Source organism: Thiopseudomonas sp. SA1F2-1K (assembly GCF_057443035.1).
In genome coordinates this window covers 1,940,122-1,964,118 of sequence record NZ_CM172014.1, presented here as the reverse complement: position 1 = coordinate 1,964,118, position 23,997 = coordinate 1,940,122, and the positions used below count along the sequence as shown (strand labels likewise).

The following is a 23,997-nucleotide window of genomic DNA, read 5'->3' as shown; positions in this document are numbered from 1 at the left end:
TTTGCCAAATGTAGCATTGTTAGGTTACCTGAACTGCGTACAGTTCCTTTGTCGATAAATCTCAGGTACAACATCATACCGATCATTAAAAAGAATACAGACAATATGGAGTTAGAATGAAAGCATTGCAAGCAACTGATGGCCATCCTTGTCTTGTTAACTGTGAAAAACCAGTACTGCAAACAGGGCAGGTATTAATCAAAGTAGCGGCTGCCGGCTTAAATCGTGCCGATTTGCTCCAGGTTGCCGGCTTATATCCACCACCGCCCGGGGCTAGCGAAGTGCTGGGCTTAGAGTGTGCTGGAGTTATTGTGGATGCCGGTGATAGCAGCCGCTGGCAGCTGGGTGATGAAGTGTGTGCGCTCTTAACTGGTGGCGGCATGGCGGAGTATGTTGCAGTAGATGAGCGACTGGTATTGCCGGTGCCACAAGGGCTGAGTTTAATTGAGGCCGCAGCAGTGCCAGAGGTATACAGCACGGCTTGGTTAAATGTGTTTCAACTGGGGCAAGCCCGCGCGGGAGAGAAGGTGCTCTTGCATGCCGGTGCTAGTGGTGTAGGCTCAGCAGCCATTCAGCTGTGCCGTGCCTTTGGCTTACAGGCCTATGTGAGTGTAGGCTCGGCGGAGCGTTTAGCTTACTGTAAAGATTTAGGCGCGGTAGACGGCGTGGTGCGCCATGATGGCGTCGAGGGCTTAGCTGAGTTTGCACCCTTTGATGTGATTTTAGATCCAGTGGGCGCCAGCTATGCTCAGCAAAATCTGAAGTGGTTAGCGCTTGATGGGCGCTGGGTCAATATTGGTTTAATGGGGGGGCGTCGGGTTGAGTTAGATTTGGCGCAGTTATTGGGTAAGCGCATTCAATTAATTGGCTCAACCTTAAGAACCCGGGATGATGCATTTAAAGCTAAACTGTTGGCAGAGTTAGAGCAGCAAGTCTGGCCTTTATTTGCTCAGCAGCAGTTAAATCCACAGCTGAGTCGGCAGTATTCAATCTGTGATGCGAAACAGGCATTTGCCGAATTAGCCGGTAATCAGGTGAATGGTAAGTTAGTTTTGGTGTTTGATTAATTCGCAGCGAGCCTGCTACTCGTTGCTGAGTAGTAGGCTCTAGCGTTTAGTCGTTACTGGGCGAAGTCTAGCTGGCGCCAAGCCTCATAGACGGCAATGGCTACACTGTTTGAGAGATTTAAACTGCGCGAATTAGCCAGCATGGGTAGACGCACTAATTGCTCGGGCGGCAGGCTATCGCGCACTTCTTGAGGGAGTCCACGGGTTTCAGGGCCAAAGATAAAACTATCACCTGCGCGGTAGCTGACCTCAGCATAAGAGTGGTTAGCCTTAGTGCTAAAGGCAAACACCCGAGTTTCGCCTAAGCTCGCTAAACAAGCCGCTAAGTTAGGGTGAATTTGTACTGCCGCCACTTCACTGTAATCCATGCCTGCACGTCTTAATTGTTTGTCGTCAAAGTTAAAGCCCAAGGGTTCAATCAAGTGCAGTTGGCAGCCACTGTTAGCGGCTAGACGAATAATATTGCCAGTGTTGGGCGGAATTTCAGGCTCAAATAAAATAATGTTAAACATAAGAAGGCTAAAATGCTCAGCGCAAAACGGCAGATGTTAGCAGCTTTTGCGCACCGCCCACTACATTAACTAACAAGATTACTTTAAAAGGATGATCCCTCTTCGGTTAAGAAGGCGAGTTCCTCATCGGTGGATAAGCGACCTAAGGTTTCATTGCGATGTGGGTAGCGGCCAAATCGATCAATGATTTCTTTGTGACGAAGCTCGAAATCGAGCGTGTGCGGATCACCTAGTTCGGTAAATAGTTGCACTGCTTGTTGGTGAATCAGTGCTGATTCTGAATGCATAAAAGGCATGAGCGCAAAGCGTCTTAGCACTTGCTGTAGAGAGTTAAACTCTGGCTGAATGAGTAACTCTTGGGCTAAGGCAAGAGCCATCGCGTCTTGGCTAAAGGCTTGTGGACTGTTGCGATGTAAGTTACGGGAAAACTGATCCAGTACAATAATTTCTGCCACGCGACCTTCAGCGGTATTGCGCCAATGAGCCAGCTCACCGCTAGCGGCTTGCTTTAAGGTGGCGGAAAAGTGTTGGGCGATGGTTTGATCGAAGGTTTCTGACTTGGCAAACCAAAATGGCTGGTGAGCAGGATCTAGCCAAAAAGATAACACAGCTTGTGCAGCAGGGTTCATAGGGCACTCCTAAGAAGTAGGAGAGCAAAGGGGATTAGCCGGCTTTCTTACTTCGTAAGTTAACGTTAATTTTTAAAGGTTCTAACACACGGCAACAGCAAGGTAAAATCTCATCCGCTTTAACAAAGGCTAAAGGAGGTTTTTCATAGGCCACACTGCCGGCCATTAGTTCGACCCGGCAGGCACCACAGTAGCCACTACGGCATTGATATTCTACTTGGTGGCCGGTGCGCTCAAGGGCTTCAAGGAGGCTTTCTTCAGTTTGATCTAACTCTAAGATCATGTCTTGGGTAATAATTTGCATGCTTATCCTGTGCGTCTGAGCAGTATGCGCTTAACGCATACTGCATAAGTTAGGATCTATGCTCAACGCTTGGCTAGCGCTTATAACTCAAAATCGCCGAGATCTTCGACCGATACTTCAGAGTCAATCTGCCCCACAAGATAGGATGACACTTCAACCTCTTGCGGTGCTACCTGTACGTTGTCTGATACAAGCCAGGCATTAATCCAAGGGATGGGGTTTTGCGACTTGCCATCAAAAATTGGTTTAAGGCCGACCGCGTTCATGCGCAGGTTGGTGATGTATTCAACGTACTGACTCAAAATATCGTAGTTCAAGCCAATCATTGAGCCGTCTTTGAATAGGTATTTAGCCCAATTCTTTTCTTGCTCAGCGGCATGACGAAACATCTCAATGCATTCTGCTTCGCATTCTTTGGCGATCTCGGCAAATTCCGGATCGTCTTGCCCTGACTGCATAATATTAAGGATATGTTGCGTTCCGGTTAAATGCAGAGCTTCGTCACGGGCAATTAAACGAATAATCTTGGCATTGCCTTCCATCAGGCGGCGTTCGGCAAAAGCGAATGAGCAAGCAAAGGAAACATAAAAGCGAATCGCTTCTAAGATATTTACGCTCATCATGCACAGGTACAGTTTCTTTTTAATTTCGCGCAGCCCTGAGCGGTCGCCACGAATATAGTTCAGACTACTTTGAATTAAGTCATCATAGTATTTAGAAATATCGCCAGCGCGCTCAATGATATTTTCATTATTAACGATGTTGTCAAAAATCTCCGCCGGATCATTGACAATATTGCGGATAATGTGGGTATAGCTGCGTGAATGAATCGTTTCACTGAAGGACCAGGTTTCAATCCAGGTCTCTAGCTCAGGAATAGACACCAGCGGCAAGAACGCTACGTTTGGGCTGCGACCTTGAATTGAGTCCAGCAGCGTTTGGTATTTTAGGTTACTGATAAAAATGTGCTTTTCGTGCTCGGGTAGGTTGCGATAGTCCGAGCGGTCTTGAGACACATCAACTTCTTCTGGGCGCCAGAAAAACGACAGCTGCTTTTCAATCAGCGCCTCAAAAATAGGGTAGCGCTGCTGGTCATAACGCGCCACGTTGACGTTGTCACCGAAAAACATCGGTTGCTCTAAGGGATTAGAGTCTTTTTGGCAAAAAGTACTGTAGGGCATAGTTTATGAGGGCAGGTTATTTGCCTGCCCAGACTCCTTAAATCTTGCACGCACCGCCTGCGCAGTTATCGTCTAAATCGCTTTGGTTATCTTCGGCACCATCTCGGGTGTTTTGGTAGTAAAGCGTTTTGAGGCCGTACTTGTAGGCGAGTAGTAAGTCTTTAAGCAGCTGATTCATGGGCACGCGGCCACCATCAAAGCGCTTAGGGTCGTAGTTGGTGTTCGCTGAAATGGCTTGGTCGACAAACTTTTGCATGATCCCCACCAGTTGCAGATAACCGGTGTTATTAGGCATCGCCCAGAGGGTTTCGTAGCTGTTTTTCAGGGTTTCATACTCAGGCACCACTTGCTTTAGGATGCCGTCTTTTGATTGCTTGATTGTTACTAGTCCACGCGGTGGCTCAATGCCATTGGTGGCGTTACTGATTTGGCTCGAGGTCTCAGACGGCATCAGCGCGGTTAAAGTGGAGTTACGCAGGCCATGCTCAACGATCTCTTTACGCAGTCCTTCCCAATCAAGGTGCAGAGGCTCAGCACAGATTGCGTCCAAGTCTTTCTTGTAGGTATCAATCGGCAGAATGCCCTTGCTGTACGTGGTTTCGTTAAACGCGGTGCAAGTGCCGAACTCTTTAGCCAGCTGATTAGATGCTTTTAATAAGTAGTACTGAATGGCCTCAAAGGTACGGTGGGTTAAAGCATTGGCCGAACCGTCGGAGTATTTCAGTCCATGCTTAGCCAAGTAGTAGGCAAAGTTAATCACGCCTACGCCTAAGGTACGGCGCTTCATAGTGGCATTGCGCGCGGCCTCAATTGGGTAGTCTTGATAGCTCAGCAGGCTGTCAAGCGCACGTACCGCAAGATCGGCAAGCTCTTCTAATTCATCAAGTGAATCAATCGCGCCCAAGTTAAACGCTGACAAGGTGCAGAGCGCAATTTCTTTATCGTCATCGTTAATGTTATCTAACGGACTGGTTGGCAGTGCGATTTCGAGGCATAAATTCGACTGACGAATTGGCGCAACCGCTGGATCAAATGGGCTATGGGTGTTGCAGTGGTCTACGTTCTGAATATAAATTCGACCCGTGCTGGCGCGCTCTTGCATCATTAAGCTAAATAGCTCAGTGGCGGCAATGGAGCGTTTACGGATCGACTCATCGGCCTCGTATTGCTCGTATAGGCGCTCAAACTCGTCTTGGTCAGCAAAGAACGCATCGTATAGGCCAGGCACGTCATGGGGCGAGAACAGCGTAATGTGCTGTCCTTTGATTAAGCGCTGATACATGGTTTTGTTAATTTGCACACCATAATCCATATGGCGCACGCGGTTTTCTTCGACGCCGCGGTTGTTTTTCAAAACCAATAGCGATTCAACTTCTAAGTGCCACATCGGATAGAACAAGGTGGCAGCACCGCCGCGCACACCGCCTTGGGAGCAGGATTTAACTGCCGCTTGGAACAGTTTAAAAAACGGAATCATCCCGGTGTGCTCTGCTTCACCACCGCGAATTGGGCTACCAAGCGCACGGATGCGGCCCGCGTTAATTCCAATCCCGGCACGTTGTGATACATATTTCACAATCGCTGAAGTCGTGGCGTTAATGCTGTCCAGCGAGTCGCCGCATTCAATCAATACGCATGAGCTGAATTGACGGCTAGGGGTACGCACGCCAGCCATAATCGGGGTTGGCAGTGAGATTTTGAAGGTGGAGATCGCATCATAAAAGTGCTGGATGTAATCCAGGCGCGTAGCCTCTGGGTAGTCCGCGAATAAGCACATACCAATTAAGATATAAAGCATTTGCGGACTTTCAAAAACACGCTTAGAAACGCGATCTTGAACTAAGTATTTACCTTCTAATTGTTTAACCGCGGCATAAGAAAAGTTCATGTCGCGGTCATGCTTAATATAAGCGTTTAATTGATCAAACTCGGCCTTAGAGTAATCTTCTAATATGTGCTTATCGTATTTACTATCAGCGGTGAGTTTAGTTACATGATCAAATAAATGTGGCGGCGTAAAGCGGCCGTAGGCGATTTTGCGCAGGTGGAAAATTGCAAGGCGCGCAGCCATATATTGGTAGTCAGGTGATTCTTCACTGATTAAGTCAGCGGCTGCCTTGATGATAGTTTCATGAATATCCTTGGTGCGAATCCCGTCATAAAACTGGATGTGTGACTTAAGTTCCACCTGCGATACAGAGACATGGTCTAGACCTAAAGCGGCCCAGTCGAGTACGCGGTGGATTTTGTCTAGATCGATCGCTTCTTTGCGACCGTCTCGCTTAGTAACCAAAATGGAATTCATGACGGGCTGCCTACCTAAGTTAAATCATTTGTATTCCTCTTAGCACGCTCTGTGTGTGTTTGTGGCATATCTAGGTGCTAGATAAGTTCAAATGCACTACATAGTGTGTTTTTTGAGGTTATGGAAAACAAGGAATGCTAGGCTAAACGCGGATAATTTTCAAATGGGAAATCCTGCCTGATTGACTGAGTATGGCGCTAAGCGAAGAGCCATAGGGCCTATAGAATTATTAATAATTTTCTGGAAAATTATTTGCTAATGAGGTAATGCATAGAGAAAATTTCAACCACTCCCCGATTTTTTTGCAGCTGGCGTATAATCGCGGCAGTCTTTTTTAGGCGGTCTGATGGCAATGCAGCAGATTGAAATTTTTGAGATTCCTAGCCCCTGTATTGGGGTTTGTGCAGCAAACAATAAAGGCTACTGTCGTGGCTGCCTGCGTTCACGGGATGAGCGATTGTATTGGCTGCGCTTTTCGGATCAGCAAAAGCGAGACGTGCTGCGCTTGTGTCAGGCGCGCAAAGAGCGTATCGAAAAAGCGCGCTTAGAATATAAACAACAAGCGATCAGCGATTTCTTTAGCGATCCCATAATAGAGCAGCAGGACTTATTTTAAAGGTGTAAACACTATGGCAAATATCGTATTAACTGAGCTTAAACAAGAAATAACCCATAATGTTCGCACTGCATTAATTGAAGATATAGGCAGCGGTGACATTACCGCTCAATTAATTCAGACCGATAAACAAGCCACGGCACGAGTAATTACCCGCGATGCAGCGGTGATCAGTGGTGTGGCTTGGGTGAATGAAGTGTTTGCACAAATTGATCCCACTGTTCGTGTGACCTGGCTAGTTGCCGATGGTGAAGCGGTGCAGCCGAATCAAACCTTATTTGAGCTGGCCGGTAATGCACGGGCGTTATTAAGTGGTGAGCGAGCCGCGTTAAACTTTTTACAAACCTTATCGGCAGTGGCGACGCGGGCGGCTTATTTTGCTCAGTTGGTTGAAGGTACGGGCGTTAAGCTATTGGATACGCGTAAAACTCTGCCAGGCTTACGTTTAGCGCAAAAATATGCGGTGACCTGCGGTGGCTGCCATAACCATCGGATTGGTTTATATGATGCCTTTCTAATCAAAGAAAACCACATCATGGCGTGTGGTGGAATTGCTCAAGCAGTGGCGACGGCTCAACAGATAGCGCCAGGTAAACCAGTTGAAGTAGAGGTCGAAAACCTAGACGAGTTGCAGCAAGCCTTAGCTGCAGGGGCAGATATTGTGATGCTGGATGAGTTAAGTCTAGACGATATGCGTACAGCAGTGAGTTTGACCGCTGGGCGCGCCAAGTTAGAAGCTTCGGGCGGAATTAACGAGCAAAGCTTGCGGGCAGTGGCTGAAACGGGGGTGGATTATATTTCCCTTGGCACATTAACCAAAGATGTAACTGCGGTGGATTTATCCATGCGTTTAACTCTGTGAGTGTAACTAATCAAGAAGCCAATAATGGATCCAAGAAGCCAAGTTTTATTACGCCAAGGCCATTACTTTAGTGGTCAATTATTATTAGCAGGTGCTCCGGCTGATGGGTTGTTGCAGCAATTACCTAGCAGTGAGTTATGGTGTTGGAATTATGCGGACTACCAAGCATTAGCTGCACTTCAGTCCCGTGCTTACTTTTCAGTGACAGCGCCTGATCAATCATATGATGCTGTGGTGCTGTATTTGCCAAAATCCCGCGAGTTAACCGAGTATTTGCTGCAAGAAATTTGCGCTAAATACCTAGCCGCGGAGATTTTCTTAGTCGGTGAGAAGCGTGCTGGAATTGAGCGTGCGGCTAAACAACTAGCGCAATATGGCGAAGTGAGCAAACTCGATAGCGCGCGGCATTGTCAACTATGGCGTTTAACCTCGCGTAAAGCACCTGTTGCGGTGCCTGACCTTGCCGCACTAGCCAACAGTTTTGAAGTAACTGTCGGGCAGCAGCAGTTGACCATTAAAACGGTGCCAGGGGTGTTTAGTCATGGCCGTTTAGATCGTGGGACTGAGTTGCTGCTGGCGCACCTAGAAGGTTTACCCCAAGGCCACTATTTGGATTTCGGTTGTGGCGCGGGCGTGATTGGTTGTTATTTAGCTAAGCAGTATCCCAACAGTCAGGTGAGCTTGTTGGATGTTGATGCGTTTGCTCTTTTTAGTGCCCAGCTAACCTTGCAGGCTAACCAAGTGCAGGCCGAGGTAATTGCGGGCACGGGAATTAATGAGGCGCCGCAGCACTTAGCTGCGATCATTAGCAATCCGCCGTTTCATCAAGGGGTACACACGGATTATGCGGCCAGCGAGCAAATGCTGACCCAGGCTAAGGGGCATCTACGCGCCCAAGGTGAGTTACGGATTGTGGCGAATAGTTTTTTAAAGTATCCCCCGTTAATTAATCAGCATCTTGGACCTTGCCAGGTATTGGCTGAGGCTCAGGGGTTCAGCGTATATCGTGCGGTGGCTGGGCAGCGCAGCCAGCGTCAGTAGGAGATAAAGATGGCAACAAGTTTTAGTTTTGATGTATCAGGTGCAGATAGTTTTGATCAGTTGGTGCTTGAAAACTCTTTTCATAAGCCGGTGCTGGTCGACTTTTGGGCTGAGTGGTGTGCGCCTTGTAAGGCACTAATGCCGGTGTTAGAAAAAATCACTACCGATTATCAAGGCGAGTTATTGCTGGCCAAAGTGAATTGTGACTTAGAGCAAGAAATCGTAGCCCGCTTTGGGGTTCGTAGTCTGCCTACAGTAGTGCTTTTCAAAGACGGTAAGCCAGTCGATGGTTTTCAAGGAGCTCAGCCAGAGTCAGCGATTCGTGAGTTGCTAGCAAAATATGTTACTGAGCCAGCGCCACAGGCCGATGATCCTTGGTTGCAAGCGCAAGCACTGTTTGAGGCCGCTGAATTTGGTGCGGCTGAAACCTTATTGCAACAGCTGCTAAGTACCGATAACAGTAATGCTGAGGCACTGATTTTATATGCTCGCTGCTTAGCCGAGCGTAATGCTTTAACCGAAGCAGAACAGGTGTTGAATGCAGTACCAGGTGATGAGCATAAGCAGGCATTGGCCGCCGCTAAAGCGCAAATTACTTTTTTAAAACAGGCGGCGGACCTGCCAGAAACGGCTGATTTGAAAGCACGCCTAGCGCAGAATCCAGCGGATGATGAGGCGGTTTATCAGCTCAGTATTCAGCAGCTTGCCCGTCAGCAATATGAGCCAGCATTGGCCGCACTACTGCAGCTTTTTGTACGTAATCGCAGCTTTAGTGAAGGAGTGGCTCATAAAACCTTGCTGCAAGTGTTTGATCTATTGGGGGCTGATCATCCGTTAGTAGTGCAGTACCGCCGCAAACTCTATCAGGCGCTGTATTAATTGGTTGCGCTGCCAATGATTAAGCGAGGGCGCGCTTGGCTGCAGGATGCATGGCAACATGCTGACACCAAGCAAAAGATTTGGGCGCTGGCGATTCCGATGATTCTTAGCAATCTATCAGTGCCTTTAGTGGCGCTGGTAGACAGTGCGGTGGTTGGACGCTTGCCCCATGCTTATCAATTGGGCGCGGTGGCCGTTGGTGGCACTATTTATACTTTGTTGGTGTGGGTGTTTGGTTTCTTGCGTATGGGCAGCACCGGCTTTGCTGCCCAAGCGGCAGGGCGTAAAGATCAGTGCGGATTACAGCAGGTGCTGATTCAAGGCTTGCTATTGGCAGGATTACTGGCCGTGCTGTTGATTGCTTTAGCCGAGCCGATTTTTGCCCTAGCACTCATCTGGATGCAGCCTTCGGAAGAATTGCAGCAGGTCGCGCAGCAGTATTTCTTTATCCGTTTATGGGGATTACCTGCAGCATTAGCGACCCATGCGTTGGCTGGCTGGTTTTTAGGTGCACAGAACGCACGGGCGGCGTTTTGGATGCTGGTGATCTGTAACCTGCTCAATATCGTGTTGGATATTTGGTTTGTGTTTGGCTTGCACTGGCAAGTTTCTGGCGCGGCAAGGGCTTCGGTTATCGCTGAGTGGAGCGGTGTGGGCTTAGGCTTATTTCTAGCCGCGCGCGTTGCAGGAAAGATCAAGTGGCAACAGATTCTTCCACGGCTAAAAGTTTGGCAGAGTTGGCAGGCGCTACTCAGTGTAAATCGCGATATTTTAATTCGTAGCTTAGCCTTGCAAGGCGTGTTTTTTATGGTCACCGTGCAAGGAACCCGCTTGGGCGACGCGACAGTGGCAGCTAATGCGTTATTACTCAATGGCTTAATGATTTGCTCCTACGCGCTGGATGGATTAGCCCATGCACTAGAAGCCTTAACAGGGCATGCATTGGGTGCGAAAGATCGCATTGCCTTGCGCCGTGCTCTGTTATTAGTGCTGTTGTATTCGTTGGCAGCGAGCTTGATCTTTGCCGTGTTATTTAGCCTGTTTGGGCATTACTTTATTGCCTTACAAACCGATCAAGCGGCGGTACAAGCTGCGGCTCAGCCTTATCTAATCTATTTAGCCGTGTTACCGTTGGTGGCCGTTTGGAGTTATGTATTAGATGGCTTGTTTATTGGTGCCACCCAAGCCCGAGCAATGCGTAATGCGATGTTGTTGGCAGTTTTAACCTGCTTGCCGGTCGCTTGGTTATTGCAGCGCTTTGAAAATCATGGGCTGTGGCTAGCTTTTTTATTGTTTATGTTATTGCGCGCGGTGTATTTGGTTGCGCCTGCACAGCAGTTATTTAGACGTATTTCAGACTGACTCGCGCTTGGTGAATGGGTCAATTATTTTTAGGATTACAGGTCAATGTCTCAGCACGCTTTATTGCTCGTTAACTTAGGTTCGCCCGAATCAACTTCGGTGAGTGATGTACGTCGTTACTTAAATCAGTTTTTAATGGATCCCTACGTGATTGATCTGCCGTGGGCGGTACGTCGTTTGCTGGTGTCCTTAATTTTAATTGCACGCCCCAAACAGTCGGCAGCGGCTTATCAAGAAATTTGGTGGGATGAAGGCTCGCCGCTGGTAGTGATTAGCCAGCAACTCACTGAAGCCGTGCGCCCACTGTGGAAGCATGGCCCTGTGGCTTTGGCGATGCGTTATGGTGCCTCTGAGTTATCGATTGAGCAACAAGTACAGCAGCTGCAGCAACAAGGGGTGAACGAAATTACCTTGGCGCCGCTTTATCCACAGTTTGCTGATAGCACTACCACCACTGCAATTAAAGCTTTTGAGGACAGTGTAGCCAAACTGAAGCAGCCATTAACTACTCATATTGTGCCTGCGTTTTATCAGCATCCACTGTATATCCAGGCACTGGCTAATAGTGTGAAATCTGCGCTGGAGCAGCCGTTTGATCATTTGCTGCTTAGCTTCCATGGTTTACCAGAGCGGCATTTGACTAAGCTTGATCACAGTGGGCATTGTTTAAGCAATCCTAATTGCTGTCAAACCGCCAGCGACGCTGTGCTGGAACAATGCTATCGCGCACAGTGCTATCGAACTGCTCAAGCCTTTGCTGAGGCAGCCGGTTTGTCGCCTGAGCAGTGGTCTGTTTCATTTCAGTCACGCTTAGGGCGTGCTAAATGGGTGGAGCCATACACTGAAGAGCGCTTTGCCGAGTTGGCACAGCAAGGGGTGAAAAAGTTGTTGGTCATGTCGCCAGCATTTGTCGCCGATTGTATTGAAACCTTAGAAGAGTTGGGGTTGCGTGGGCGTGAGCAGTTTGTTGAGGCCGGAGGGGAAGAATTAGTCTTATTGCCCTGCTTAAACAGTCAGGCAGACTGGGCTGCAGCCTTAACCCAAATTTGTGAGCAAGCCACGCTAGCTAAAACTATTTAATGGCAAAGAGCTCAGTATTACCTATTGAATGTGTAAGGAGTGTAAATGATGCAAGTAACTGATTACTTAACCCGTCGTTATGCCACCAAAGCCTTTGATCCCAATCAAGTGATCCCTGAGCCTTTGGTTAAAGAGTTAATGGCTTCCTTACGTTACAGTGCCTCAAGCACTAATATTCAGCCGTGGCATTTTATTGTGGCAAGTACTGCAGAAGGAAAAGCACGCTTAGCAAAGGGCGCACAGGGCAATTATAGCTATAACGAAGCTAAAATTTTAAATGCTTCGCATGTAGTGCTGTTTTGCTCACGCACTCAGATTGATGATGCGCACTTACAAAAGGTATTAGCAGCAGAGGCCGCCGCCGGTCGTTTCGATGCCGCACCAGAAGCTAAAGCCGCCTCTCATAATACGCGTCTGCTGTATTTAAATTTTCATAAATACGACAAAAAAGATGTACCGCACTGGCTAGAAAAGCAGGTTTATTTAAACTTAGGCACTTTGTTGTACAGCGCTGCTGTTTTAGGTTTAGATGCGGTGCCATTAGAAGGTATTGATCAAGCAGTGTTGGATCAAGAGTTTGATCTTAATGCCAAAGATTTAACTGCAGTGGCAGCGGTGGCTTTGGGCTATCACGCCGACAGTGATTTTAACGCCAAATTGCCTAAAGCCCGCTTAGCTGAAGAAGAGATTTTTACCCTCATTTAAAGGATTTAATCCGTAAGCATAAAAAAGCTCAGCCAGTGATGGCTGAGCTTTCAGACTGCTGACAAACCCCTCGTTCCCATCGAGGGGTTTGTTTTTTATACTGGGCACATATCTGCTGCAGGAGTTGTACAGTGCTACGTGATCGCCCCCAGACCCAGTCCGAACTAGAATTTGTCTGTATTGACGAGCTGGTTCCTTCAGACCATTTACTACGTAAAGTAGATCGTCATATCGATTTCTCGTTTATTCATGATCTAGTCAAAGACTTGTACTGCGCGAACAATGGTCGTCCAGCGCTGGATCCAACTCTACTGTTTAAACTGCTGCTCATAGGCTATTTATTCGGCATTCGTAGTGAACGTCAGTTAATCCGTGAAGTTCAGGTCAATGTAGCCTACCGCTGGTTCCTAGGCTTGAACTTGACTGACAAAGTCCCTGATGCCAGTACCCTCAGTCAGAACTGTCGTCGCCGCTTTAATGACTCGGATATCTACCAGCAAATTTTTGATGAAATCGTCTTGCAGGCGATGCAACGTAAGTTGGTCTCTGGCACGGTTCTGTATACCGATTCGACCCACCTGAAAGCCAATGCTAACAAGGGAAAATGGATCAAAGCACATGCCGTTTCAGAGCGGCAAGCCTATATGGATAAGTTGGATCAGGCGATCGAGGAGGATCGCCTAGCTCACGGAAAAAAGCCCTTGCCGCCGCCATCGAGCGAACCTCAGGTGCGGGAAATTAAGCAGAGCACAACCGATCCTGAAAGCGGCTTCATGACCCGGGATAACAAGCCCAAAGGCTTCTTTTATCTTGACCATCGTACGGTGGATACCAAAGCCAATATCATTACCGATGTGCATGTCACGGCGGGTAACGTCCACGACGCAGTGCCCTATTTGGCCCGATTGGAACGGCAGACACAGCGTTTTGGCTTTAACGTCCAGTATGTTGGTCTAGATGCAGGCTATCACACCACAGCCATCAGCAAGGGGGTGGAAGAAAAGGGGGTAAAAGCTGTGTTTGGCTATCGGCGACCGATCCATCGCCAAGGGTACTTGCGTAAACGTGAGTTTATCTATATCGCCGAAACAGACCAGTATGTGTGCCCACAAGGACAGGCCTTGATTTACAGTACAACCAACCGGGAAGGGTATCGCTACTATGTATCTGATCCGGCTGCGTGCCGACAATGCCCGCTGCTTTCACGTTGTACTCAGAACGCCAAACAACAAAAAACGGTCACTCGTCATGTGTGGGAAACCAGCAGAGAACGGCAGGATGTCAACCGGCTGACGCCTTGGGATAAGGCCATCTATCAGAGGCGCAAAGAAACAGTAGAACGCAGCTTTGCCGATGCCAAAGAGCTGCATCAATACCGCTATGCGCGGTATCGTGGCCGTCACAAAGTGCAGGCGCAATGCCTGATGACTGCCGCAGCACAAAACATCAAGAAAATCGCATTATTGGCAGGATAGTCCCGCTTTTGTAAACCTCTTGTCCTCATGAGTGCCTGTTTACACGCTTACTTAAGCTCAGATACACCCAATTTACTTTAAAAACTCTTGGAGCAAAGACTTCCGCTCGTTGAACGCTTATCCCAAAAGAAAAAGCGGCACTGAAGTGCAAAAGCGGCACTGAAGTGCATAAAACGACAAACCCCACCAAAAAGGCGGGGTTTGTCAGCTACCTGAAAGCTCAGCCAGTGATGGCTGAGCTTTGGTGGTTATAGGCGCAGCTTGGACTAAGCAGCCGTTAGACAATGCCTTGGGCTAGCATCGCATCGGCCACTTTGACAAAGCCGGCAATATTGGCGCCTTTCACATAGTTAATCCGGCCATCTTCCTCACCATAAAGCACGCAGGCTTGGTGAATGCTTTGCATAATGCTGTGCAGCTTGGCATCTACCTCACCATCGGTCCAGAGTAAACGCATGGCGTTTTGACTCATCTCTAAACCACTCACCGCAACCCCACCAGCGTTGGAAGCTTTGCCTGGCGCATATAGAATATTTTCGGCTAAAAACAGATCAATTGCCTCTAGGGTGGAAGGCATATTGGCGCCTTCAGCCACACAGACGCAACCATTATCAATCAGCGTACGAGCATCTTCTGCATTCAGCTCGTTTTGCGTGGCGCAAGGCAGGGCAATATCACACGCGAGGCTCCACGGACGCTGATCGGCTAAGAAAGGCACATTGAAGTGTTCGGCCATTTCTTGAATCCGTCCGCGACGCACGGTTTTAAGATCCATCAGGTATTTCCAGTGCTCGCCATCCATGCCCTCAGGAAAATGAATAGTACCGCCAGAGTCAGACAGTGAAATCACTTTACCACCTAACTCAATCACTTTTTGTGCAGCGTACTGGGCGACATTACCTGAGCCGGAAATAGCGACCCGCTGATCTTGAAAACGGCGACGAATGCGTTTAAGCATTTCTTCAGCAAAGTACACGCAGCCATAACCAGTAGCTTCAGGACGAATGAGGCTGCCACCGTAGGTCATGCCTTTACCGGTCAGCACTGAAGTGAACTCATTGGCTAAGCGCTTGTATTGACCAAAGAAGTAACCAATTTCCCGCGCTCCCACACCGATATCACCGGCCGGCACGTCTAAATTATGACCAATATGGCGATGCAGTTCGGTCATGAAGGATTGGCAAAAGCGCATCACTTCGTTATCAGTTTTTCCTTTAGGGTCAAAATCTGAGCCACCTTTACCACCGCCCATCGGTAGAGAAGTGAGTGAGTTTTTAAACACCTGCTCAAAGGCTAAAAATTTTAATACCCCTAAGTTGACCGAAGGGTGAAAACGAATCCCGCCTTTATAAGGGCCAATGGCGCTGTTCATCTGAATTCGAAAACCGCGGTTAACGTGGACTTTGCCCGCATCATCGACCCAGGGCACGCGGAACATAATCACTCGCTCAGGCTCAACAATGCGCTCTAAAATGCCGGCTTGCATGTATTTGGGGTTGTCTTCAAGAAAAGGCCATAACGTACGTAAGACCTCTTCTACAGCTTGATGAAATTCGGGTTGATCAGGATCACGTTGTTTAATGTGAGAGAGGAAGGATTCAAGCGATAAAGACATTTTTAAGAACCTCGAAGGCCAAGAGGATGACCGCAATTCAATACGTTTCGACTTTAGCAGCGGTTGAGTAATAACGGTAGAAAAAAATGCATAGCAGAAACATTTTTTTTAGCAACATAGCGCGTAACCCGTTGAAAGTCATTGCGCTGGCTACAGAATCTAAGAAATTAACCAAGGTATAAAGTTGCCTAGACAATTTAAAAAAAGGCTGAAGTTGTTTGAAAATGATTTGTTATAGTGTAACTATATGGCTGGATGTAATTGAGTGTCATTTACTGATTGATTTCTAGGGGGATAACAGCGTGTTCAGTTTGCCGCGTTTGGGTGCAGTGTCTTTTTACTCATTGGTTGTTTGCTTTAGTGCTTATAGCAGCCTAACTGCTGCCCAGCCGCAAAGCGCTTTAGCCGCTCATCAACATGGTGTGAGCCAGTTAAATATTGTGCTGGAACAAGAACAGTTGCATCTTGCTTGGCAAACGCCAGCGATGGATGTTTTGGGCTTTGAGTACTTGGCAAAAACCACGGCTGAGCAGCAACAGGTTCAGCAACTCAAACAGACCTTACAGCAGCTAGACAATCTCGTTACCTTACCTGCAGGGGCACAGTGTGCTTTGCAACAGGTAGAGTTGCAGGGAGCGCAACTAAGCGCACACACTCTGCACGACCACGACCACGACCACGACCACGACCACGACCACGACCACGACCACGACCACGACCACGACCACGACCACGACCACGACCACGACCACGACCACGACCACGACCACGACCACGACCACGCAGAGATTAGCTGGCAAGCACAATTAAGTTGTGCCGTGCCTAAACAGCTCACGCAGTTATCCTTTGCCCCTTTGTTTGCTCACTTTCCCAGTATGCAGCAGGTGCAGGTACAGTTATTAACCAGTACTGAGCAACAGGCAGCAACCCTAACGGCAAAACAGAGCCAGTTACAGCTAACGCCTTAAGGTAAGCACTGAGATGAAGAGAGAAGCGATGATTGAGGTACAAGACTTAGCGTTTGCTTGGCCGATGCAAGCGCCTTTATTGAAGATTCCGCAGCTGACGATAGCAGCCAGCGAGCGAGTGTTTTTAAAGGGCCCATCGGGCAGTGGTAAGAGTACTTTGCTTGGTCTGGTAGGCGGAGTTAACTTGCCCAGCTGCGGGCAGATTAAGCTATTAGGGCAAGATTTAACTCAGTTGTCTGCAGCACAGCGTGATCAGTTTCGGGCGGATCACTGTGGTTTTATTTTTCAGCAGTTTAACTTATTACCCTTTTTAACAGTGCTGCAAAATGTTCTGTTGGGCTGCCAGTTTTCTAAAACACGCCAACAAAAAGCGCGACAACGTTTTGGCAGTGTGTTGGCTGCTGCCGAGCACTTGTTAAACCAGTTGGGATTGGCTAAAGCCTTATATGAGCAGCCAGCCAGTAGTTTATCGATTGGTCAGCAGCAGCGGGTGGCGGTCGCGCGAGGTTTAATTGGTGAACCGGAGTTATTAATTGCAGATGAGCCCACTTCAGCCCTCGATGCCGATACCCGTGGCCGATTTTTAGAGTTGCTATTTAATGAAAGTCAGGCCAGTCAAACCAGTGTGCTGTTTGTAAGCCATGATCAAAGCTTAGCTCTGCAGTTTGATCGGCAACTGGATTTATTAGAGCTCAATCAAGTGCCTTGGATTCAGCAACAGGCAGAGGTAGTGTGATGAATTTATTGCATTTAGCATGGCGCAGTTTAAACAGTCGCCGTTTTACCGCAGGGTTAACGGTATTTGCGATTGCTGTGTCGGTGTGTTTGCTATTGGCGGTGGAACGCGTTCGTACTGAGACTCGGGTGAGTTTTGCTAATACCATCAGTGGCACAGATTTAGTCGTCGGCGCACGTTCAGGCTCGATTAATTTATTACTGTACTCGGTGTTTCGCCTGGGTAATGCTACTAACAATATTCGCTGGTCAAGCTTTACCCAGTGGCAACAGCATCCACAGGTTAAGTGGGCAATTCCATTATCTTTGGGGGATTCGCACAAGGGCTATCGAGTGTTGGGCACCAGTGAAGACTATTTCACCCATTATCAATATGGGCGCAAACAACATTTAGCTTTACAAGCCGGCGACTTCTTTAGCGATCAACAACCCTTTCAGCTGGTGCTTGGGTCTGAGGTAGCCGAGCGGTTAGGTTACCAATTGGGCGATTCAGTGGTATTAGCCCATGGCATTTCTCGAGTCAGTTTAGTTCAGCACGATGATAAACCCTTTACCGTGACCGGCATTTTGCAGCGCACCGGGACACCGGTAGATCGTACTTTGCATATTTCCCTTGCTGGAATGGAAGCGATTCACTTGGATTGGCAGCATGGCATGCCAGCTCGTGGAGCAGCGCGCTTAACCGCAGAGCAAGTACAGCAAATGGATTTAACGCCACGCTCAATTACTGCAGCGTTACTTGGACTAAACAGTAAGGTGGCCAGCTTTAGTGTGCAGCGAGCTATTAATCAGTGGGCTGATGAGCCCTTGCAAGCGATTATTCCAGGAGTTGCCTTGCAAGAACTCTGGGGATTGATGAGTAGTGCTGAGCAGGCGCTGTTTATTATTAGCTTACTGGTGGTCCTGACCGGCTTAATTGGTATGTTAACGGCGATTTTGGCCAGTTTAAATGAACGCCGAAGAGAGATGGCGGTGTTACGTTCAGTGGGTGCGCGGCCGTGGCATATTGCTAGCCTCTTGATGTTAGAGGCACTGCTGTTAGCTGGCGCGGGGATAATACTGGGGCTTGGTTTATTAGCCATCGGGATTTTAGTGCTGCAACAGCCGCTGCAAAGTCATTATGGAATTTATTTGCCGTTATCGGCTTTATCGCTGCGTGAGTGTTGGCTATTAGCAGGGATTATGGCAGCAGCACTGCTGATGGCGTTATTACCAGCAGCGCGAGCGTATCGCTTAGCGCTAAATGATGGCTTGGTGATGCATGTTTAAGGCGAGCCAACCAACGTCTTGCCTACGCCTTGGGCTAGGGCAACGATTGCAGCGCAGTTGTTGGGGATTGCTACTGGCGGTTGCGTTCAGCAGCGTTAATCTAGCAGCCGCGAGCACAGTGCAAACCTTAAGTTGGGATGATTTGGTGCCGGAAGATTATGAGTTAAAACCACCGTTACCGATCCATGACTATAGCGATTTAGGATCAATCTTTAAGGCAGAGATGGATCGGGCCACGGGTTCTGCATTTGCTCAGCAAGAGCCCAATGCGCCAGTGGTGACCACCTTTGATCAGCAGCAGGTGAGGCTGGCAGGCTATGTGGTGCCGCTGACGATTGATGTCAACAATCGGGTGATTGATTTTTTACTCGTGCCTTATCTTGGGGCCTGCATTCATGTGCCACCACCACCGAGCAATCAAATTATATATGTTGATGCAGAGCAGGGGCTGCCATTAGATGAGTTATGGGAGCCCTTTTGGGTGGAGGGGCGATTACAGGTAACGGCCTTAGAAACCGCTGAAATTACCGCAGGTTATCAGCTGCAGCTAGCGAGCTATCAGCGTTATACCGAGCACAGTGATTGAATCAGGCCGCAGACTAACCTTGCAACCTAGCGGGCGCACGTCCAAAATGCGCGGTTTTATTGATTAAAATTTTGCTAGGAAATTCTTTGTATGCCTGATTCTGTTGCCGCGCTCCGGCTACCTGCTGAACAATTAACACGCCAGTTTTCGCCCGAGCTGTTTGCTCAGGCGCATAGCCTTGGTATGAATCAGTCAGGGGTGCTAGGCCAGCAACGGGCAATTGATGCCTTAGCCTTTGGCGTAGGGATGCGGCAAAGAGGTTACAACGTGTTTGTTAAGGGCGAGCTAGGTACAGGACGCTTTTCTTACACTAAACGCTATTTGCAAGCACAGGCACGTCATCAAGCAGCGCCTTGCGATAGCCTGTATTTACCTAACTTTGACGATGCTCGGGCGCCGATTGCGGTGCAATTGCCCGCAGGTGTTGGTAAACAGTTAGCAGATGATTTTGCGCAGTTACTCGATCAGTTAGTAGCCACTTTCCCAGCCGTCTTTGAAACACCCCTATGGCAACAGCAAAAAACTGCGATTGAGCGTAACTTTAATCAGCGCTATGACGCCATTGTTGATGAGTTAGAGAAACAGGCACTGAAGGCTAGTATTGCGCTGTTTCGTGAGCCAGGCAATCTAGGTTTTGCCCCGATGCGCGACGGCAAAGTACTGGAAGATAATGAGTTTGCTCAGCTAGATGATGAAGTGCGTAGCCAGTACCAGCAAACCATTAGCCAGTTAGAAGAGCAATTGAATGATCAGTTAGCCAACTTGCCACAGTGGAAGCGCGAATCGAATAATCAGCTACGTGGTTTAAATGAGCAGACGATACAGACTGCATTGATACCATTACTTGAGCCATTACTGCAGACCTATGCCAATTATCCTGCGGTTCTTCAGTATGTTCAGGGCATCCAGCAGCATTTGTTGCGCCACGCTGTTGAGCAATTAGTTGTTGAGGAAACCAGTGACTCATTACGGCGTCAGTGGTTGGCGCGGCACTATGCGCCCAATTTATTAGTGAGCCATGCGAGCACTCAAGGAGCGCCGGTGATTTATGAGGCTAATCCTAGCTATGAAAACCTGTTTGGACGCACAGAATATATTCAAGAACCTGCAGGGTTAACCACCGACTATCAGCAAATCAAAGCCGGTGCTTTGCATCGGGCGAATGGTGGTTATTTATTATTGCAAGCAGACAAAGTGTTGATGGAGCCTTTTGTCTGGGAAGCGCTAAAACGAGCACTAACCACTGAGCAGTTAAAAATTGAGTCACCTTTACTGGATACCGGTCGATTTGCCGCTATTACTTTGGATGCACAGCAGTTTGGGCTTCAGGTTAAGGTGATTTTAATTGGCACTGCAGAGTGGTATTACAACTTGCAAGACTACGATGAAGAGTTTGCCGAGTTATTTCGTGTGTTGGCGGACTTTGAGCAAGATGTGCCTTTACTCGATCAACACCTGTTGGCTTTTATTAACTTATTAAATAAACGGGTGGCTGAAGAGCAATTAGCGCCTTTAACTGCCTGTGGTATGCAGCGCTTGGCTTTACACAGTGTGCGTTTGGCTGAGCATCAGCAGCGTTTATCGGCAGCTATTAGCGAAGTATTTCAGGTGGTCAGTGAAGCTGATTACTGGCGTGCGCAACAGGGAGTTAGCGAAATCAGCGCGCAGCATATTGAGCAAGCAATTGGTGCTAAACAGCAACGTAACGGCAAGGTAGCCGAGCATATTTTGCAGGATATGCTCGATGGCGTGATCTTGATCGAAACAGAGGGGACGGCGATTGGGCAATGTAATGGATTAACCGTGATGGATGTCGGCGACTTTGAGTTTGGCATTCCGGCGCGGATTTCTGCTGCAGTTTATACCGGTAGCGGTGGAGTGGTTGATATTGAGCGAGAAGTGAATTTAGGACAATCGATCCACTCCAAAGGCGTGCTGATTTTAAATGGTTTTTTAGGTAATCGTTATGCACAAAAGTATCCATTAGATATTTCTGCCAGTGTCGCCATGGAGCAATCCTATGGCTATATCGATGGTGACAGTGCCTCACTTGGTGAAACTTGTGCGTTAATCTCAGGTTTGGCTCGTGTTCCTTTGCGTCAAGATTTAGCTATTACGGGATCAATTAATCAGTTAGGCCAGGTGCAGGCGGTGGGCGGTTTAAATGAAAAAATTGAGGGCTTTTTTAAGCTCTGTCAAGCGCGTGGTCTAACCGGTACTCAAGGGGTGATTATTCCTGCCTGTAATCAAGTGAATTTAATTTTAGCGCCTGAAGTAATTCAGGCAGTAGCTGAGCAGAAGTTTGCAATTTATGCGGTAGAAACAGTGGATCAAGCGCTGACATTACTGACCACGCAAACGGTGGGAGTGGCCGATGAGCAGGGCGAGTATCCCCAAGACTCAGTCCATGGCAAGGTGATTGCTCGCTTGCAAGCAATTGCTGAAGCAGAGCGCGAGGACGAAGAAAAAGAAGACGAGAAAGAACAAGCCGAGGCGCTTGATGCGTCAGAAGTCGCAAGTGCCGGTAGTAGCGCTGACAGCCCAGTGGCCACTCCAGCTGCGCTAGCCAATTAAAGCAACACGGGCTATTAGCTAGCTAATAGCCCATCCGCTTGTTAGTTATTGTGGCGTAATAAACGCAAGCTATTAAAGGTGACCAATAAGCTGGCACCCATATCAGCAAATACCGCCATCCACATGGTGGCATGACCGGTTAACGCTAACAGCAAAAAGATCAGCTTTAAACCTAATGCTAGGCTAATGTTTTGCCATAAAATGGCAGAAGTAGCCTGTGAGAGCTTAATCAGCTGGGGAATTTTCTGTAAATCATCATCCAGCAGGGCAATATCTGCGGTTTCAATGGCGGTATCGGTACCTGCAGCCGCCATAGCGATACCCATATTGGCTTTGGCTAAGGCTGGTGCATCATTAATCCCATCGCCCACCATGGCTACCTGATAACCTTGTGCCTGTAAGCGTTCAATTTCAGTTAACTTATCTTCGGGCAGTAAAGGGGCTAAGGCTTGTTCGATACCGGCCTGCTCAGCAATCACTTGTGCGGTGAGTTGATTATCACCACTTAGCATAAGGCTATGAATGCCTAGTTGTTTGAGTGCTTTGATACTGGCAGTGGTTTCTGCGCGTAGCTGATCACGTACGGCAAATAACGCCAGTACTTGCTGCTCAGTAGCCAGCAAACTTAAGCTGCAGCCTTGCTGCTCATAGCTTAAGACCTGTTGTTCAAGCTCTGGAGTGAGTAGTTTTAGTTGCTGTATTAAGCGCACATTACCTAGATACAACGTTTGTTGCTCAATGCGGGCTTGGGTGCCTAAACCTAACAGGGCGGTAAAATTATCTACCGTTGGTTTTTCGACTGTGGCTGACTGTGAACTGAGCCCAGTAAAAATAGCTTGGGATACGGGGTGGTCAGAGCGTTCGGTGAGTGCTAAAGCGAGTGCTTGACTATGGGCTGTGTCAGCAAAATACTCAGCGCCGACTAAGCTCGGCTGTCCTTGGGTTAGGGTGCCGGTTTTATCAAAGGCGATATGAGTTAAGTCTTTGGCTTGTTCTAAATAGACACCTCCTTTGATTAAAATACCTAAACGTGCCGCACGGGTTAGGGCACTAACTACCGCCACAGGGGTAGAAATAACCAGTGCACAAGGGCAGGCAATCACCAGTAAGACCAAGGCATTGTAGACCCAATCGAGCCACAGACCAGCACCTAATAGCGGCGGTAAAATCGCTACCAACAGAGCAATGAGCACCACACTTGGGGTGTAAACTTGGGAGAACTTATCCACAAAGCGCTGCATGGATGCTTGGCTGCTTTGCGCTTCTTGCACACGATGCATAATTTTCGCCAACAGAGAATCATCACTGCCAGCGCTGGTTTGATAAATCACTTCTTGACTCGTATTTAAGCTGCCGGCAAAGATGGTGTCGTGTGGTTTTTTCTCCACTGGCAGGCTTTCACCGGTGATTGCCGACTGGTCAAAGGCCGATTGCCCTTGGGTAATTATCCCGTCTAGGGCGACGCGCTCGCCCGGTTTAAGGCGAACTAAGCTACCTACGGCAATTTGCGCCACCGGGGTGGCTTGCCACTGACCATCGGCCTGTTGGCTAACGGCTAACTCTGGAGTCATGACTAATAAGCTTTTTACTGCATCGCGGGCACGACCTAAGGAGCGAGCTTCGATCATTTCGGCCAGAGCAAATAAAAAGGTGACCATTGCCGCTTCTGGCCAGTGGCCGATTAACAAGGCACCAGTAACGGCAATCGACATCAAGGCATTGATATTTAAATGACGGTTTAATAGGGCAATCCAGCCTTTTTTCACAATTGGCAAGCCAATCAATAAAATACTGGCTAGGGCGCTGGCAAAAACTAGCCAATTGGCATCAACTGCAAACCATTCCAGCAACTCGGCAAATAAAGCTAAGCCGCCTGCAGCAATTAATGTTTTAGTCGGCGTTGGACTGGGAGTGGCGGTACTGCTTGCGGCTGCGTGCTCGGTTAAGGGCTTGGCCTGCATCCCCAAGCGCTGAATAATTTTCAGAATTGCTGGAAGCGCCTCGGCTTGGTGGTGGATTTGTAATTGGCGTTCGAGCAGATTGAAATAGAGTGCACTCACCTGTGGATGAGTTTCGAGTTGCTCACGAATTAAGCGCTCTTCTGTTGGGCAATCCATAGCTTCAATCAACAAGATGCTTTTCACATGTTGTGGATCAGGTGCACCTTGGCGGTTAGCCGCTGGGGCAGCTAGCACTGGCGTGCAGCATGCTTGAGGTTGGCTCATGGGATTC

At 48.3% G+C, this 23,997-nt stretch carries 21 protein-coding genes; 14 read left to right on the top strand and 7 right to left on the bottom strand.

Translation table 11 applies throughout. The features are described from left to right. Positions 1–116: 116 nt before the first annotated feature. On the top strand, positions 117–1,067 hold the full coding sequence (locus tag AC2T15_RS09545; protein ID WP_486778158.1) for an NAD(P)H-quinone oxidoreductase: 951 nt from the start codon (positions 117–119) through the stop codon (positions 1,065–1,067). 53 nt (positions 1,068–1,120) lie between these two features. On the opposite strand, the gene AC2T15_RS09540 is transcribed toward AC2T15_RS09545, so the two are convergent. The 5 genes from AC2T15_RS09540 to nrdA form a co-directional block, all read right to left on the bottom strand. After that, positions 1,121–1,579, bottom strand: coding sequence for a tRNA (cytidine(34)-2'-O)-methyltransferase (locus AC2T15_RS09540; protein WP_053100301.1), 459 nt, complete (start codon positions 1,577–1,579; stop codon positions 1,121–1,123). A gap of 83 nt (positions 1,580–1,662) precedes the next feature. Beyond that, positions 1,663–2,208, bottom strand: coding sequence for a DUF924 family protein (locus tag AC2T15_RS09535; RefSeq protein ID WP_486778157.1), 546 nt, complete (start codon positions 2,206–2,208; stop codon positions 1,663–1,665). A gap of 34 nt (positions 2,209–2,242) precedes the next feature. Then, positions 2,243–2,512: a class I ribonucleotide reductase maintenance protein YfaE gene (gene yfaE, locus AC2T15_RS09530; RefSeq protein ID WP_053100296.1), complete on the bottom strand. Its 270-nt coding sequence runs from the start codon at positions 2,510–2,512 to the stop codon at positions 2,243–2,245. Between the two features lie 80 nt (positions 2,513–2,592). Then, entirely contained in the window at positions 2,593–3,693 is a 1,101-nt protein-coding gene (nrdB, locus tag AC2T15_RS09525; protein WP_053100295.1) for a class Ia ribonucleoside-diphosphate reductase subunit beta, read from the bottom strand. Between the two features lie 37 nt (positions 3,694–3,730). After that, on the bottom strand, positions 3,731–5,998 hold the full coding sequence (gene nrdA, locus AC2T15_RS09520) for a class 1a ribonucleoside-diphosphate reductase subunit alpha (RefSeq protein WP_486778156.1): 2,268 nt from the start codon (positions 5,996–5,998) through the stop codon (positions 3,731–3,733). Positions 5,999–6,344: 346 nt separating this feature from the next. Between nrdA and AC2T15_RS09515 the strand changes: the two genes are divergently transcribed. The 8 genes from AC2T15_RS09515 to AC2T15_RS09480 all read left to right on the top strand — a co-directional run bounded on the left by AC2T15_RS09515 (position 6,345) and on the right by AC2T15_RS09480 (position 14,018). Further along, a complete protein-coding gene (locus AC2T15_RS09515) occupies positions 6,345–6,614 on the top strand; it encodes a DUF1289 domain-containing protein (RefSeq protein WP_231692595.1) in 270 nt (89 codons plus the stop codon). A gap of 13 nt (positions 6,615–6,627) precedes the next feature. Then, positions 6,628–7,476 carry a carboxylating nicotinate-nucleotide diphosphorylase gene (gene nadC, locus AC2T15_RS09510; RefSeq protein WP_486778155.1) on the top strand — a complete coding sequence of 283 codons (849 nt, stop codon included), beginning with the start codon at positions 6,628–6,630 and terminating at the stop codon, positions 7,474–7,476. Positions 7,477–7,500: 24 nt separating this feature from the next. Then, positions 7,501–8,517 (top strand): methyltransferase, encoded by a 1,017-nt coding sequence (locus AC2T15_RS09505; protein ID WP_486778154.1) that lies wholly within the window; start codon positions 7,501–7,503, stop codon positions 8,515–8,517. Between the two features lie 9 nt (positions 8,518–8,526). Then, positions 8,527–9,396 (top strand): thioredoxin, encoded by an 870-nt coding sequence (gene trxA, locus AC2T15_RS09500; RefSeq protein ID WP_486778153.1) that lies wholly within the window; start codon positions 8,527–8,529, stop codon positions 9,394–9,396. 15 nt (positions 9,397–9,411) lie between these two features. Continuing rightward, on the top strand, positions 9,412–10,758 hold the full coding sequence (locus AC2T15_RS09495) for an MATE family efflux transporter (protein ID WP_486778152.1): 1,347 nt from the start codon (positions 9,412–9,414) through the stop codon (positions 10,756–10,758). A gap of 45 nt (positions 10,759–10,803) precedes the next feature. Further along, positions 10,804–11,838, top strand: coding sequence for a ferrochelatase (gene hemH, locus AC2T15_RS09490; RefSeq protein WP_053100290.1), 1,035 nt, complete (start codon positions 10,804–10,806; stop codon positions 11,836–11,838). A gap of 45 nt (positions 11,839–11,883) precedes the next feature. Continuing rightward, positions 11,884–12,543, top strand: a complete 660-nt coding sequence (gene nfsB / locus AC2T15_RS09485) for an oxygen-insensitive NAD(P)H nitroreductase (RefSeq protein ID WP_486778151.1) — start codon at positions 11,884–11,886, stop codon at positions 12,541–12,543. A gap of 131 nt (positions 12,544–12,674) precedes the next feature. Beyond that, positions 12,675–14,018: an IS1182 family transposase gene (locus AC2T15_RS09480; RefSeq protein ID WP_486778150.1), complete on the top strand. Its 1,344-nt coding sequence runs from the start codon at positions 12,675–12,677 to the stop codon at positions 14,016–14,018. A 277-nt stretch (positions 14,019–14,295) separates the two neighbouring features. Here AC2T15_RS09480 and gdhA read toward each other — a convergent pair whose 3' ends face one another. Next, positions 14,296–15,633: an NADP-specific glutamate dehydrogenase gene (gdhA, locus tag AC2T15_RS09475; RefSeq protein ID WP_053102808.1), complete on the bottom strand. Its 1,338-nt coding sequence runs from the start codon at positions 15,631–15,633 to the stop codon at positions 14,296–14,298. A gap of 302 nt (positions 15,634–15,935) precedes the next feature. On the opposite strand from gdhA, the gene AC2T15_RS09470 reads away from it, so the two are divergent. The 5 genes from AC2T15_RS09470 to AC2T15_RS09450 all read left to right on the top strand — a co-directional run bounded on the left by AC2T15_RS09470 (position 15,936) and on the right by AC2T15_RS09450 (position 21,765). Further along, positions 15,936–16,601, top strand: coding sequence for a ZrgA family zinc uptake protein (locus AC2T15_RS09470; protein WP_486778149.1), 666 nt, complete (start codon positions 15,936–15,938; stop codon positions 16,599–16,601). A 13-nt stretch (positions 16,602–16,614) separates the two neighbouring features. Beyond that, positions 16,615–17,337, top strand: coding sequence for an ABC transporter ATP-binding protein (locus tag AC2T15_RS09465; protein ID WP_486778148.1), 723 nt, complete (start codon positions 16,615–16,617; stop codon positions 17,335–17,337). Further along, positions 17,337–18,605: an ABC transporter permease gene (locus tag AC2T15_RS09460; RefSeq protein WP_486778147.1), complete on the top strand. Its 1,269-nt coding sequence runs from the start codon at positions 17,337–17,339 to the stop codon at positions 18,603–18,605. Before AC2T15_RS09465 ends, AC2T15_RS09460 begins: the two co-directional genes overlap by 1 nt. Continuing rightward, entirely contained in the window at positions 18,598–19,191 is a 594-nt protein-coding gene (locus AC2T15_RS09455) for a DUF3299 domain-containing protein (protein WP_286639934.1), read from the top strand. Before AC2T15_RS09460 ends, AC2T15_RS09455 begins: the two co-directional genes overlap by 8 nt. A 90-nt stretch (positions 19,192–19,281) precedes the next feature. After that, positions 19,282–21,765 (top strand): Lon protease family protein, encoded by a 2,484-nt coding sequence (locus AC2T15_RS09450; protein WP_286639935.1) that lies wholly within the window; start codon positions 19,282–19,284, stop codon positions 21,763–21,765. A 41-nt stretch (positions 21,766–21,806) separates the two neighbouring features. Here the strand turns inward: AC2T15_RS09450 and AC2T15_RS09445 are convergent, their stop codons facing one another. Further along, positions 21,807–23,990: a heavy metal translocating P-type ATPase gene (locus tag AC2T15_RS09445; RefSeq protein ID WP_486778146.1), complete on the bottom strand. Its 2,184-nt coding sequence runs from the start codon at positions 23,988–23,990 to the stop codon at positions 21,807–21,809. Positions 23,991–23,997: the final 7 nt, after the last annotated feature.